At 39.8% G+C, this 13,671-nt stretch carries 13 protein-coding genes and 1 pseudogene; all 14 read left to right on the top strand.

What is annotated here, in order from left to right; genetic code table 11:
* Positions 1–3: 3 nt before the first annotated feature.
* The 14 genes and pseudogenes from smc (at position 4) to sucD (ending at position 13,338) form a co-directional block, all read left to right on the top strand.
* Positions 4–3,551 (top strand): annotated as a pseudogene (gene smc / locus I858_RS10865) (chromosome segregation protein SMC).
* Between the two features lie 17 nt (positions 3,552–3,568).
* Positions 3,569–4,585: a signal recognition particle-docking protein FtsY gene (gene ftsY, locus I858_RS10860; protein WP_049693294.1), complete on the top strand. Its 1,017-nt coding sequence runs from the start codon at positions 3,569–3,571 to the stop codon at positions 4,583–4,585.
* Positions 4,586–4,652: 67 nt separating this feature from the next.
* Positions 4,653–4,976, top strand: a complete 324-nt coding sequence (locus tag I858_RS10855) for a putative DNA-binding protein (protein ID WP_049693466.1) — start codon at positions 4,653–4,655, stop codon at positions 4,974–4,976.
* A 12-nt stretch (positions 4,977–4,988) separates the two neighbouring features.
* Positions 4,989–6,347, top strand: coding sequence for a signal recognition particle protein (gene ffh, locus I858_RS10850; RefSeq protein WP_049693293.1), 1,359 nt, complete (start codon positions 4,989–4,991; stop codon positions 6,345–6,347).
* Positions 6,348–6,441: 94 nt separating this feature from the next.
* Positions 6,442–6,714 carry a 30S ribosomal protein S16 gene (rpsP, locus tag I858_RS10845; protein WP_049693292.1) on the top strand — a complete coding sequence of 91 codons (273 nt, stop codon included), beginning with the start codon at positions 6,442–6,444 and terminating at the stop codon, positions 6,712–6,714.
* A 13-nt stretch (positions 6,715–6,727) separates the two neighbouring features.
* A complete protein-coding gene (locus I858_RS10840; RefSeq protein WP_049693291.1) occupies positions 6,728–6,961 on the top strand; it encodes a KH domain-containing protein in 234 nt (77 codons plus the stop codon).
* Between the two features lie 66 nt (positions 6,962–7,027).
* Positions 7,028–7,543, top strand: a complete 516-nt coding sequence (gene rimM / locus I858_RS10835) for a ribosome maturation factor RimM (RefSeq protein ID WP_049693290.1) — start codon at positions 7,028–7,030, stop codon at positions 7,541–7,543.
* A complete protein-coding gene (gene trmD / locus I858_RS10830) occupies positions 7,543–8,262 on the top strand; it encodes a tRNA (guanosine(37)-N1)-methyltransferase TrmD (RefSeq protein WP_049693289.1) in 720 nt (239 codons plus the stop codon). Before rimM ends, trmD begins: the two co-directional genes overlap by 1 nt.
* Before the next feature lie 142 nt (positions 8,263–8,404).
* The gene (rplS, locus tag I858_RS10825; protein WP_049693288.1) at positions 8,405–8,749 is read left to right on the top strand and encodes a 50S ribosomal protein L19; all 345 of its coding nucleotides are present in this window, start codon (positions 8,405–8,407) and stop codon (positions 8,747–8,749) included.
* Between the two features lie 99 nt (positions 8,750–8,848).
* Positions 8,849–9,409, top strand: a complete 561-nt coding sequence (gene lepB, locus I858_RS10820) for a signal peptidase I (RefSeq protein ID WP_049693287.1) — start codon at positions 8,849–8,851, stop codon at positions 9,407–9,409.
* Between the two features lie 11 nt (positions 9,410–9,420).
* Complete coding sequence (ylqF, locus tag I858_RS10815; RefSeq protein WP_049693286.1) at positions 9,421–10,284, top strand: ribosome biogenesis GTPase YlqF; 864 nt, start codon at positions 9,421–9,423, stop codon at positions 10,282–10,284.
* 80 nt (positions 10,285–10,364) lie between these two features.
* Positions 10,365–11,135 (top strand): ribonuclease HII, encoded by a 771-nt coding sequence (locus tag I858_RS10810; protein WP_049693285.1) that lies wholly within the window; start codon positions 10,365–10,367, stop codon positions 11,133–11,135.
* A gap of 121 nt (positions 11,136–11,256) precedes the next feature.
* Positions 11,257–12,417 carry an ADP-forming succinate--CoA ligase subunit beta gene (gene sucC, locus I858_RS10805; RefSeq protein ID WP_049693284.1) on the top strand — a complete coding sequence of 387 codons (1,161 nt, stop codon included), beginning with the start codon at positions 11,257–11,259 and terminating at the stop codon, positions 12,415–12,417.
* Positions 12,418–12,435: 18 nt separating this feature from the next.
* Positions 12,436–13,338, top strand: coding sequence for a succinate--CoA ligase subunit alpha (gene sucD / locus I858_RS10800; protein ID WP_049693283.1), 903 nt, complete (start codon positions 12,436–12,438; stop codon positions 13,336–13,338).
* Positions 13,339–13,671 lie beyond the last annotated feature (333 nt).

Genomic DNA, 13,671 nt, shown 5'->3' with positions numbered 1-13,671 from the left:
TACATGTTTTTGAAAAGATTGGAAGTCATGGGGTTTAAGTCTTTTGCTGATCGTATCGGCATTGACTTTGTGCCAGGAGTAACAGCTGTTGTGGGTCCAAATGGTAGTGGTAAAAGCAATGTTACAGATGCGATCCGTTGGGTTCTTGGTGAACAATCAGCAAAATCATTACGTGGTGCTAAAATGGAAGATGTTATTTTTTCCGGTAGCGAGTCAAGAAAGGCACTTAACTTTGCGGAAGTGACGTTAGTTTTAGATAATACGGACGGTCGTGTCCCTCTTGATTACAGCGAAATCAGTGTAACAAGAAGGGTTTTTCGTAGTGGCGAAAGTGCTTATCTCTTAAATAAACAAAACTGTCGATTAAAAGACATTACCGATTTGTTTATGGATTCGGGACTTGGCAAGGAAGCTTTTTCCATTATTTCTCAAGGACGAGTAGACGAAATTCTAAATTCAAAAGCAGAAGAACGGCGAGCAATTTTTGAAGAAGCTGCTGGAGTTTTAAAGTACAAGCAGCGCAAGAAAAAAGCAGAAGTCAAATTAAATGAAACGGATGAAAATTTAAATCGTGTACTTGATATTTTGCATGAATTAGATGAACGTATGGAGCCGCTTCAAATTCAAGCTTCAACTGCGCGCGATTTTCTAGATATGAACGAACAGCTGAAGGATGCTGATATTGCTTTACTTGCTTACGATGCAGGAAATTTAGAGCAAGAGCTAGAACAATTAACACGAGATGCCGAGGTTCATTCTAAACAAGAATACCAATTATCAGCAGAAATAAATGAAAAAGAGCATATCGTTGCTAAAACAAGAAAAGTGCTTTTAGAGATGGATAGCCAAATAGATAGAGCTCAAAACGCTTTAATTGAAGCGAGTGCTGAAACGGAAAGATGGCAAGGACGCAAGCTCTTGATGACCGAGAAAAAAAGCAATGCACATCGTCAAGCACAACAATTGCAAGACAATTTAAATGTAGAAAAGCAGGAAAACGCAAGTTTGAAGGAAAAACACGGCGAACAGTTAGCATGGTTAGAAGAACGTAAAGCCGAAAGACAAAACTTACGAACAGCAATTCAAGATCTTGAAGGTCAGTTGAATCGTACACCTGCAGACATTGACAATGAAATTGAAAATTGCAAGTCTGTTTATATTGACTTGAGGAATGAACAAGCTACTGTTAAAAACGAATTAAAAAATATTGGTTTGCAAGAACAACAATTATCTGAGTCGACAGGTCGCATTAGTTTGCAGCGAACAGACTTTGCGACTCAACTTTCAAAGCTTGAAAAGAACAAGATACAAGCTGAGACAAACCTTCAAGAAGTTCGAGTGCAGTTAGACAGTAAGCGCCAGCAATACAAAGACAGCGACATTCTGTATCAACAGCAAAAAAAATCTGCAGAACAGAAGCAAGCCATGCTTTTTCAAGCTTATCAGTCACAAAAGCAATTAGCCTCTCGCATCGAGACACTTCAGGAATTAGAAGCTGATTTTTCTGGCTTTTTTCAAGGTGTAAAAGAAGTGCTAATGGCACGTGAAAAAGGGCAATTGCAAGGCATTAGAGGAGCAGTTGCTGAAATTGCTCAAGTCGAGAAGTCTTTTGCAAAAGCAATTGAAACAGCTTTAGGTGCTTCGAGTCAACATATTGTGACAGAAAATGAAGAACATGCACGACAAGCTATTGATTTCTTGCGTAAGAAACGAGCTGGGCGTTCGACTTTTTTACCAATGACAGTTATGAAGCCAAGACACATACCAGAGCACACATTGGCGATGTTGAGCGAACATCCTTCCTATATTAAAATGGCATTCGAATTGGTCGATTACAATTCCCAATACGCAATGATCATCGAAAACTTATTAGGCAACGTCATTATTGCCAAAGACTTAAAAGGTGCAACAGCGATTGCTAAGTTAATCGGCAATCGTTTTCGTGTGGTGACAGTAGAAGGTGATATCGTTAACGCAGGTGGGTCAATGACAGGTGGAGCGAACAAAACGCAAGCCTCTTTCTTTACACGAAAAGCCGAACTTGAACAGTTACTGGTACAAGCTTCAGAGTTAAAAGAAACGATCATAGCTGCTGAAAAAACGGTGCAAAAAGAGCAAACAGAAGTTAAAAAAGTAGAAGAAACAATGGCATTCTTGCAAACTGAAGGCGAAAAATATCGAGATATGGAAGCAGAAAATGCGATTGTTTTGCGTGAAATAGAAGCAGTGCTAAAAACAACGGTAGAGCGTTTTTACGTTTTTGAAGCTGAACAGAAAAACAAAGAATACGATTTAACCGCGATAACAGGTCGTAAAAATAGCGCGTTGACGCGTCTAGAAGTTGCAGAGAATGAGCTTGCTGCCATCACCGTAAAAATAGATGAATTGACTCTTTTTAAGCAGCAAAACGAAACCGCACGTGATCAAATACTTGAGAAATTAGCTGAGAAAAAATCACTTTATGCCGTAACCAAAGAACGAGTTGCACAATTAACTGCAAGCGAAGCCGAACTTTTCGAACGTTTAGAGAAAAGTAACCGGAAATTGCAAGACCAAGAAAAAGAATTGCGGTGGATTCAATCAGAAGAAGCAGCGAAAGTTTATTCTGACGAAGAAATTTTACAGGAGATCAGTTTATGGGCTGTTAAAAAGAAACAATCCCAACAAACAGTCAATAAAACAAAAGAACAACGTGGAAAGCAACAAAAAAGCTTGAATGAGCTTGAAGAAAACTTAAAAGAACAACATCGAGTTTACAAAGGTTATGTAGAAGCGATACGAATTTTTGAAGTCAAATCGACACGACTAGAAGTACAAATTCAAAGTTTTATTGGTCAATTGGAAACCAATTATCAGCTGACGTTTGAGCAAGCTAAACAATTTGAAATGATGGATGAAGAAGTGGCAGTTCGTAGAAAAGTGAAACTTCTTAAGCGATCGATTGAAGAGTTAGGACCAGTCCATGTTGGCGCAATTGAGGAGTTTGAACATGTTTCGGACCGCCATGCCTTCTTAACAGAGCAGCGCAATGATCTAAACGAAGCAAAAGAAACATTACGAACGCTGATACGTGAAATGGATGGAGAAATGACAAGTCGTTTCGATGACACTTTCCATGCGATTCGGATTCAATTCCAACGCGTATTTAAAGAGCTGTTTGGGGGGGTTCTGCGGACTTAGTATTAACCAACCCACAAGATATGCTAATGACCGGTGTCGAAATTATTGCGCAGCCACCTGGTAAAAAACTGCAAAACTTGAGTTTACTATCAGGTGGGGAACGTGCACTCACAGCGATTGCATTATTATTTGCCATTTTAAACGTGAGACCTGTTCCGTTTTGTGTACTTGATGAAGTCGAAGCCGCGCTTGATGAATCGAATGTCGTACGTTACAGTCAATACTTGAAGAAATTCAGTGAAGACACGCAATTCATCGTTATTACACACCGCAAAGGAACGATGGAAGGCGCCGATGTTTTATATGGCATTACGATGCAAGAATCGGGAATATCCAAACTAGTTTCGGTCAAACTTGAAGAAAAAAACTGAAAAAGGAGAGATCGACTGTGAGTTTCTTTAAAAAATTAAAAGATAAATTTGCTGGCAATGCGGAAGCAGAAGAATCAACTGAAAAATACAAAGAAGGATTAGCTAAAACCCGTACAGGTTTTACGTCGAAAATTAATGATTTGGTAGCAAAATACCGCAAAGTCGATGAAGATTTTTTTGAAGAATTAGAAGAAATCTTGTTGCAAGCAGACGTTGGATTTGAAACCGTTATTGAATTGATGGATGATTTGCGTTTTGAAGTACAACGAAAAAACGTAAAAGACACATCAAATGTTCAATCGGTTATTTCGGAAAAATTAGTTGAAATTTACCAAGCTGGTGATGAAGAAGTTAACGAAATCAATTTCGTTGATGGGTTGACGGTTATTTTAATGGTTGGCGTCAATGGTGTTGGTAAAACTACCACAATTGGAAAACTGGCGCATCGTTTTAAAAACGAAGGCAAAACCGTTATGCTAGCAGCTGGTGATACATTCCGTGCGGGTGCTATTGAACAACTCGATGTTTGGGGCAAGCGTGTCGGCGTTGATGTTATAAAGCAAAGCGAAGGGTCAGATCCCGCAGCAGTTATGTACGACGCTGTCCGTTCAGCCAAGTCTCGTGGAGTAGACGTGCTGATTTGTGATACAGCAGGACGTCTGCAAAACAAAGTTAATTTGATGAACGAACTTCAGAAAGTTCATCGTGTGATTTCGCGTGAAATTCCTGGAGCACCACATGAAGTATTATTAGCACTAGATGCTACAACAGGACAAAATGCGATGCTCCAAGCACAAACTTTTAAAGAAGTTACAGACGTAACGGGAATTGTTTTGACAAAGCTTGATGGAACAGCAAAAGGCGGGATTGTGTTAGCTATTCGTAATAAGTTGAAAATTCCTGTGAAGTATGTGGGTCTTGGAGAAAAACTAGACGATTTGCAACCATTTGATGCACAAAAATACGTTTATGGCTTGTTTGCTGACGGATTAGACAAAGAACAACAAGCAGAAGATGCTCAGACAGACAAGTAAAAATACTTGACAGCACTATCTGTTTTCAGTATTCTAATCTAGAGAGCGAATGGGGTGAGCGCCAATGATGGGACTAGAAAAAACAACACGTATAAACTATTTGTTTGATTTCTATCAAGAGCTATTGACACCTAAACAACGCAGTTACATGATGCTGTATTACTTAGATGACCATTCACTGGGAGAAATTGCTGAAGAATACACCATCACTCGACAGGCAGTATATGACAATATCCGCCGAACAGAAGCGATGCTAGAAGAATATGAACAAAAATTACAGCTCTTCGAGAAATTCCAAAAAAGGCAGCAATTAGTTTCGTCATTTGAAAAAAAGCCATTCACAGAAGAGCGTGTCCAACAATTTTTGGGCGAACTCAAAGAATGGGATTAGGAGGCGGAAAGAATGGCATTTGAAGGTTTATCTGAACGCCTACAAGGTACGATGACCAAAATTAAAGGCAAAGGGAAAGTCAACGAAGCAGACGTTAAAGAAATGATGCGCGAAGTTCGTTTCGCCTTGATTGAAGCGGATGTTAACTTAAAAGTAGTAAAAGAATTCGTCAAAAAAATCAGTGAACGAGCGATAGGGCAAGATGTCATGGACAGCCTAACACCAGGACAACAAGTTGTGAAAATTGTTAAAGATGAGCTGACCGAATTGATGGGCGGCGAAGAACGAAAAATCGAGTTTTCAACTAAACAGCCAACAGTCATTATGATGGTCGGTCTACAAGGTGCTGGTAAGACAACCACAACAGGGAAACTCGCGAATTTATTGCGTCGAAAACACAACCGGAAACCACTTTTAGTGGCTGCTGATGTGTATCGTCCAGCTGCAATTCAGCAGCTAGAGACCATCGGCAAGCAGTTATCTCTCCCGGTTTTCTCAAAAGGCACAGATGTGTCTCCTGTAGAAATTGCGCGTCAAGCAATAGAACACGCAAAAGCAGAGCATTTAGATACCGTCATCATTGATACAGCAGGGCGTTTACATGTTGATGAAGCGTTAATGCAGGAATTAAAAGATATCCGTGCGCTCAAAGAGCCGGACGAAATTTTCCTAGTGGTCGATTCAATGACGGGTCAAGACGCTGTTAATGTAGCTCAGAATTTTGATGATGCGATAGGCATATCAGGTGTTGTTTTAACAAAACTTGATGGCGATACTCGAGGTGGTGCGGCACTTTCCATTCGTGCGGTTACGCAAAAACCGATTAAATTTGTCGGGATGGGCGAAAAAATGGATGCACTTGAAGCTTTTCATCCAGAACGTATGGCATCTCGTATACTCGGCATGGGCGATATGTTATCGTTGATTGAAAAAGCACAGTCAAATGTCGATGAAGAAAAGGCAAAAGAATTAGAAGAAAAGTTCAGAACGTCTACGTTTACTTTTGATGATTTTCTTGAGCAAATGACTCAAGTAAAACAAATGGGACCGTTAGATGAAATTTTAAAAATGCTCCCAGGTGCTAATAAAATCAAAGGATTAGAAAATGCAAAAGTAGATGAAGGTCAGATGGATCGAGTAGAAGCCATTATTTATTCGATGACTAAAAAAGAGAAAACAACGCCTGAAATTATTAATGCAAATCGAAAAAAACGAATTGCTAAAGGTTCAGGGACTAACATTCAAGATGTTAATCGACTGTTAAAACAGTTTGAAGACATGAAGAAAATGATGAAGCAAATGTCTGGCATGAACACGAAAAAAGGACGAAAAAAAATGGGAATGCCGGGTCTAGACTCACTTTTTAAGTAAAAATATCAAGGTGTTAAGAAAAAATACTTTACAAACTATTTAAAGCTTGCTAATATAATATCTTGTGTGAAACTATTCGGAGGTGCTTTAAGAAATGGCAGTAAAAATTCGCTTGAAACGTATGGGAGCTAAACGTTCTCCTTTTTATCGTATTGTAGTAGCAGACTCACGTGCTCCACGTGATGGTCGTCAAATCCAAACAGTAGGTACTTACAACCCACTGACAGTTCCAGCTGAAGTTAAAATTGATGAAGAGCAAGTATTGAAATGGCTTCACGATGGTGCTAAACCATCTGATACTGTTCGTAACTTATTTTCTCAAAAAGGCATTATGGAGAAATTCCATAATGAAAAACTAAGCAAGTAAGGGAGAGTTTCTTATGAAGCAGCTGATTGAGACCATTGTGAAACCGTTAGTTGATTATCCGGAAGAAGTTCGTGTCGATACTGACGAAAACGATAGCCGAATTGTCTACAAGCTTTCCGTGCATCCAGAGGATACAGGGAAAGTCATCGGAAAACAAGGACGTGTAGCAAAAGCTGTTCGTTCGATTGTGTACTCAGCAGCAGGCGGTTACCATAAGAAAAAAACGTATCTCGATATTGTGGATTAAGAAAAAGGAGGAGCCCCGGTTCCTTCTTTTTTTTTCAGAAAAATAGCTTAGAAAGGATGTTTGCTTGTGCAATGGTTTAACGTAGGTAAAATTGTTAACACGCACGGAATTCGTGGAGAAGTCCGTGTATTATCACGTACCGATTTTCCAGAAGAACGATTCGCGGTCGGAACAAAATTGGGTCTTTTTATGCCAGAAGCTAAAAAACCAATCACGGTGAAAATTGCTAGTCATCGTCAGCACAAAAACTTTGAATTAGTAACTTTTGAAGGATATCCAAACATCAATGACGTTGAGCCGTTTAAAGAGTCTTATTTGCGAATCGCTGAACACGATTTAACTGAACTTGAAGAAAATGCTTATTACCACCATGAAATTCTTGGGTGCACAGTTTTTTCGATAGAAGGTCAACAACTTGGAAAAATTAGTGAGATTTTAGAAACAGGTGCAAACGATGTATGGGAAGTAACACCTGAGAAAGGCAAAAAGCATTACATTCCTTACACTGAAGAAATCGTCAAAGAAATTGATATCGACGAAAAGAAAGTAATTATTGAAGTTATTGAAGGGTTATTGTCTTGATGAATATTCACGTATTGTCATTATTTCCACCAATGTTTGAAGGCGTCTTTCAACATTCAATTATGAGAAAAGCGCAAGATAAAAATGCTGTTAGTCTAAATGTCGTAGATATACGTGAATTTGCGGACAATAAGCGTCAAGTAGATGATTACCCGTTTGGTGGTGGAGCCGGGATGGTCTTGAAACCAGAACCCATTTTCAATGCAGTTGAAAACCTCACACCAAATAGCAAACGACGCGTTATTTTATTGTGTCCTCAAGGTCAACGCTTTACGCAACAAAAAGCTGAAGAGCTTGCGAATGAAGAAGAGTTGGTATTTATTTGCGGTCATTATGAAGGCTATGACGAGCGTATTCGCGAATATTTAGTGACTGATGAAATTTCAATTGGTGATTTTGTTCTGACGGGTGGCGAGCTTGCGGCTATGACTGTCATCGATAGTGTCGTCAGACTGCTTCCAGGAGTGCTAGGCAATGCCGATTCTCCTATTCGTGATTCATTCTCTACAGGGTTGCTAGAACACCCACAATACACCCGTCCAGCCAATTTTAGAGGTTGGAAGGTACCGGATGTTTTAACTTCTGGAAATCATGGCAAAGTAGAAGAATGGCGCGAAAAACAAACCTTGAAAAGAACGTTTGATAGACGTCCGGATCTTCTTGAAAAAATCGAATTGACTGACAAGCAAAAAAAAATTATCAAAGAATTAAAGGAATAAAAATACGACCAATTTTACTCTTGCACCGATAGATTATCAGTGGTATCATGGACAATGTACTTTTATGTGAAGTACAGGATCACGATGTTCCGCTGCAACACTTGATTTGGTGTAAGAGCATCTGTAGAAGGAGAGAAAAATAATGCAAAACATTATTACAGAAATCACTAAAGAACAACTTCGCACGGATCTTCCAACATTCCGTCCCGGAGACACTGTTCGTGTACACGTTAAAGTTGTCGAGGGTACTCGCGAACGTGTTCAGGTATACGAAGGAGTCGTAATTGGACGTCGTGGAGGCGGAATCAGTGAATCATTCACTGTTCGCAAAATCTCATACGGTGTTGGTGTTGAGCGTACATTCCCTGTACACACACCAAAAATTGCACAGCTTGAAGTTACCCGTCGTGGTAAAGTACGTCGTGCGAAATTGTATTACTTGCGTGAACTACGCGGTAAAGCAGCTCGTATTAAAGAAATTCGATAAGATTGCATGGATGAAAGAGGGCGCTTGCGCCCTCTTTTTTTTTGCTAAAAAGTATATTTCCTTGTACAATTAAAAAAGTAAGTTTGGGGAGGAACACGCATGGAGACTGAAGTAAAAAAGAAAAATGAACTTTGGGAATGGTCTAAAGCTCTATTGATCGCCTTCGGCTTGGCTGCAATTATTCGATTCTTTTTATTTACACCGATTGTTGTAGATGGAGAGTCGATGATGCCAACATTGGAGCATGGAGACCGTATGATTGTTAACAAAATTGGTTATTCAGTTGGAGAACCAGACCGTTTCGATATTATCGTTTTTCATGCCCCAGAGAAAAAAGATTATATTAAGCGTATAATCGGGTTGCCAGGTGACCACGTTGCCTATGAAGATGACCAGTTATATATAAATGGTAAAGCAATAGAAGAGCCTTATTTGGATGTATACAAACAAGGCATCACCGGTACACTTACAGAAGACTTTGTTTTAGAAGATGTGACCGGAGGAGAAAACATTATACCTGATGGATTTGTCTTTGTGATGGGTGATAATCGCCGTGCAAGTAAAGATAGCCGTCATATCGGATTGGTCTCGACCGATGAAGTAATTGGTGACACAAATTTCGTTTTCTGGCCACTGCCTGAAGCGGGAATTGTAAAATAAGGAGTGGTTTTATGACGATACAATGGTTTCCTGGACACATGGCAAAAGCGCGAAGACAAGTTACTGAAAAACTGAAATTAGTGGATATTATTTTTGAACTTGTGGACGCCAGGTTGCCTTTATCTTCACGAAATCCGATGATCGATCAAGTGATACAACAAAAACCACGTCTCATTATTTTAAACAAAATGGATATGGCCGATGAAGTTGAAACGAAAAAATGGATCCGTTATTTCGAAGATCAAGGTACGCGTGCCGTTGCCATCAACTCGCTTGAAGGTAGAGGGCTACAATTAGTTACAAAAGCATCAAAAGAAATTCTTGAAGAGAAATGGGATCGGATGATTGCAAAAGGTATTAAACCTCGTGCCATTCGAGCGATGATTGTTGGAATTCCAAATGTCGGAAAATCGACACTCATCAACCGTTTATCAAAAAAAAGCTTAGCGAAAACTGGGAATATGCCAGGGGTCACAAAAGCGCAGCAATGGATTAAAGTGGGCAAAGAAATTGAGTTATTGGATACACCAGGTATTTTATGGCCGAAATTTGAAGATCCTGAAACAGGATTAAAATTAGCGGTTACAGGTGCGATAAAAGACTCTGTTATTCAAATGCAAGAACTTGCCATCTATTCGTTAAAATTTTTAGAAGAACGTTATCCGGAACGAATGATGGAACGCTATGGCATTGATCATGTCGATAAAGAAATCGTCAATACGTTTGATCATATTGGCAAAAAACGTCGCTGTTTAGATCAACATGGTGAAGTTGATTATGAAACTACTGCTGAAGTGATAGTACGAGATATTCGGAACCAACATTTAGGCAAAGTGACATTCGATTATAGAGATGAAATGATTGAAGAAGAGTGAGCATTCGCTCTTTTGAAATGAGCTGTTCCTCGATTATGAGGAGCAGTTTTTTTATGTAGATGAAAACAGGAGTTGAATGGATGAAAACAACTAATGAACTTAAAGAAAAGTTAAATGAAGTAACGACGTGGCAATCATGGATAGAAGAACTTGAACGTGATTCACGTAAAAGTGTTCAAACCTTATTAGCTACTTGGAAACGAAAACAAGCACGACGAGAAAAAGTAGTAGAAAATCATGAGTCTAAGCTTGAATTTGATGAGTCATTTAGAAGAACATCGTCTGATTTAGTAGCAGGCATTGATGAAGCAGGTAGAGGACCGCTTGCAGGTCCCGTCGTAACAGCGGCAGTTATTTTGCCACAAGACTGCACAAGTCTCATCGGTTTAGATGATTCCAAACAATTGAGCAAAGCAAAACGTGACGTGTTTGCTGAAATCATTAAAAAAATCGCTGTTAGCTACGCAGTTCATATTCAGTCACCAGAAGAAATTGATTGTCTTAATATTTACCAAGCGACACGCAATTCGATGACGCAATCAGCATTGTTATTATCTCCTGCACCGACCGTTGTACTTGCTGATGCGATGATGTTGGAACTTCCTATGTCTTGTAAATCTATTATTAAAGGTGATGCGAAAAGCTTGAGCATCGCAGCAGCTTCTATTTTGGCAAAGACCAGAAGAGATGCATTGATGGCAGAATATGCGGTTCAGTATCCACTGTATGGTTTTGAAAAACACGCAGGGTACGGAACAAAAGATCATGTTGCAGCACTTGAAAAGTACGGGCCTTGTGAGATTCACCGAACGACATTTGAACCGGTAAAATCTCTTTTGAGAGAAAACTAACTGTTTTGGATACACGAAGTTTTGTTAGAATAACGAACAACGGTGGACATTTTATGACAACTTTAATACAATGGTTATGGTAATAAAATTACGATAGAGATGTTTGATTGGAGGATGACAGATGAATATCCATGAATATCAAGGAAAAGAACTTCTTAGACAATATGGAGTAGCAGTTTCTTACGGCACCGTTGCTTTTTCTCCAGAAGAAGCAGTGAAGGCAGCTAAAGAACTGAGTACGGATGTTGTCGTGGTAAAAGCTCAAATCCACGCAGGTGGACGAGGCAAAGCTGGCGGCGTTAAAATCGCTAAAAACTTGGATGAGGTCCGCACTTATGCAAAAGAACTTTTAGGTAAGGTTCTTGTGACTCACCAAACCGGTCCAGAAGGTAAAGAAATCAAACGCCTTTTGATCGAAGAAGGATCTGACATCAAGAAAGAATACTACGTCGGATTGGTACTTGACCGCCAAACTGCTCGTGTTACTCTGATGGGCTCTGAAGAGGGTGGAGTAGATATCGAGGAAGTTTCTGAAAATACTCCTGAGAAGATTTTTAAAGAAGTTATCGATCCAGTAGTCGGCTTGACTGGTTTCCAAGCACGTCGTATGGCTTTCAACATGAATATTCCACCAAAACTTGTAAATAAAGCGGCGAAATTTATGCTTGGTTTATACACTGTATTTATCGAAAAAGATGCTTCTATCGTTGAAATCAACCCGTTGGTTGAAACTGGCGATGGCAATATTTTAGCGCTTGATGCAAAATTTGATTTTGATGAAAACGCTCTTTACCGCCACAAAGACATTGTGGAACTGCGTGATTTCGACGAAGAAGATCCAAAAGAAATTGAAGCTTCTAAGTATGACTTAAGCTACATTTCTTTAGACGGGAACATCGGCTGTATGGTTAACGGCGCAGGACTTGCTATGGCAACGATGGACACGATCAACTATTACGGCGGAACACCCGCTAACTTCCTTGACGTTGGGGGCGGTGCCACTGCTGAGAAAGTAACGGAAGCTTTCAAAATCATTCTTTCTGATAAGAATGTAAAAGGAATTTTCGTTAACATTTTCGGCGGTATCATGAAGTGTGACATCATCGCGGAAGGCGTTATTCAAGCTGCAAAAGAAGTAAGCTTAGATGTGCCATTAGTAGTCCGTCTTGAAGGAACAAACGTAGAGCTTGGTAAAAAACTGCTGAATGAATCAGGTCTTAATATCGTAGCTGCTGGAACAATGGCAGATGGCGCTAAACAGATTGTAGAACTTGTAGGCTAAAGAAGGGCAGGGACAAAAATGAGTGTATACATTAATAAAGACACAAAAGTGCTTGTACAAGGAATTACAGGGTCAACTGCCCTTTTCCATACAAAGCAAATGCTTGAATACGGAACGAAAATCGTTGCGGGTGTAACACCAGGTAAAGGCGGAACTGAAGCTGAAGGCGTACCTGTCTTCAATACTGTAGAAGATGCAGTAAAAGCTACAGGAGCTAACGTATCTGTAATTTACGTACCGGCACCTTTCGCTGCGGACGCAATTCTTGAAGCAGTTGAAGCTGAACTGGACATGGCAATTTGTATCACTGAGCATATTCCAGTATTGGATATGGTCAAAGTGAACCGTTACATGGAAGGCAAAAAAACACGTCTTGTTGGACCAAACTGCCCGGGAGTTATTACTCCGGACGAATGTAAAATCGGCATCATGCCTGGATACATTCACAAAAAAGGACATGTTGGCGTTGTTTCACGTTCAGGTACACTGACGTATGAAGCGACTCATCAATTGTCTGAAGAGGGAATTGGCCAATCGACAGCTGTCGGTATTGGCGGAGACCCAGTAAACGGGACAAACTTTATTGATGTGTTGAAAGAATTCAACGAAGATGAAGACACGTATGCAGTTGTTATGATTGGTGAAATCGGCGGGACAGCTGAAGAAGAAGCTGCTGAGTGGGTTAAAGCGAACATGACAAAACCGGTTGTTGGATTTATTGGCGGACAAACTGCACCTGAAGGAAAACGTATGGGCCATGCCGGTGCGATTATTTCTGGTGGTAAAGGAACAGCTGCTGATAAAATCAAAGCAATGAACGAAGCTGGAATCGAAGTTGCAGACACTCCATCCGTAATTGGAGAAACTTTGATCAAAGTGATTAAAGAAAAAGGTTTATACGACAAGTGTAAAACTCATTAATACTTAAAAGACTCAAAACCTTGATTAACCAAGGTTTTGAGTCTTTTTTTATGATGACAGGACTAGGCATTTCCCAAGAAATAGCTCATGATCAAAAAGAAATCCAGAAGTTCCGTTTCGTGAACAACTTTCCGCTAACAAGGATCAGAAAGAACAATGCCAAACTGCAATAAAGTGGCTATTTCCAATAGCCCGTATGCAACGAATAGCTGTAAAGTAAGTAACTAGCAGAGAGTACCCATAAAAAGATTGTGCTAAGTGAACGGTTTTTTTTGCTGTCATTTAAACACTCTTTACGTCATGAAAAAAGTTTACTCTTGTGGACGAAAGCGT

This window comes from Planococcus versutus (genome assembly GCF_001186155.3).
Taxonomy (GTDB): Bacteria; Bacillota; Bacilli; order Bacillales_A; family Planococcaceae; genus Planococcus; species Planococcus versutus.
This window is presented reverse-complemented; position numbering and strand designations above follow the sequence as displayed.

Coding starts and splice junctions, on each gene's coding strand:
- I858_RS10840 (WP_049693291.1), top strand. CDS start 6,728: ATGAAGCAGCTGATTGAGACCATTGTGAAACCGTTAGTTGATTATCCG.
- I858_RS10855 (WP_049693466.1), top strand. CDS start 4,653: ATGGGACTAGAAAAAACAACACGTATAAACTATTTGTTTGATTTCTAT.
- lepB (WP_049693287.1), top strand. CDS start 8,849: ATGGAGACTGAAGTAAAAAAGAAAAATGAACTTTGGGAATGGTCTAAA.
- I858_RS10810 (WP_049693285.1), top strand. CDS start 10,365: ATGAAAACAACTAATGAACTTAAAGAAAAGTTAAATGAAGTAACGACG.
- sucC (WP_049693284.1), top strand. CDS start 11,257: ATGAATATCCATGAATATCAAGGAAAAGAACTTCTTAGACAATATGGA.
- rplS (WP_049693288.1), top strand. CDS start 8,405: ATGCAAAACATTATTACAGAAATCACTAAAGAACAACTTCGCACGGAT.
- rpsP (WP_049693292.1), top strand. CDS start 6,442: ATGGCAGTAAAAATTCGCTTGAAACGTATGGGAGCTAAACGTTCTCCT.
- sucD (WP_049693283.1), top strand. CDS start 12,436: ATGAGTGTATACATTAATAAAGACACAAAAGTGCTTGTACAAGGAATT.
- trmD (WP_049693289.1), top strand. CDS start 7,543: ATGAATATTCACGTATTGTCATTATTTCCACCAATGTTTGAAGGCGTC.
- ylqF (WP_049693286.1), top strand. CDS start 9,421: ATGACGATACAATGGTTTCCTGGACACATGGCAAAAGCGCGAAGACAA.
- ffh (WP_049693293.1), top strand. CDS start 4,989: ATGGCATTTGAAGGTTTATCTGAACGCCTACAAGGTACGATGACCAAA.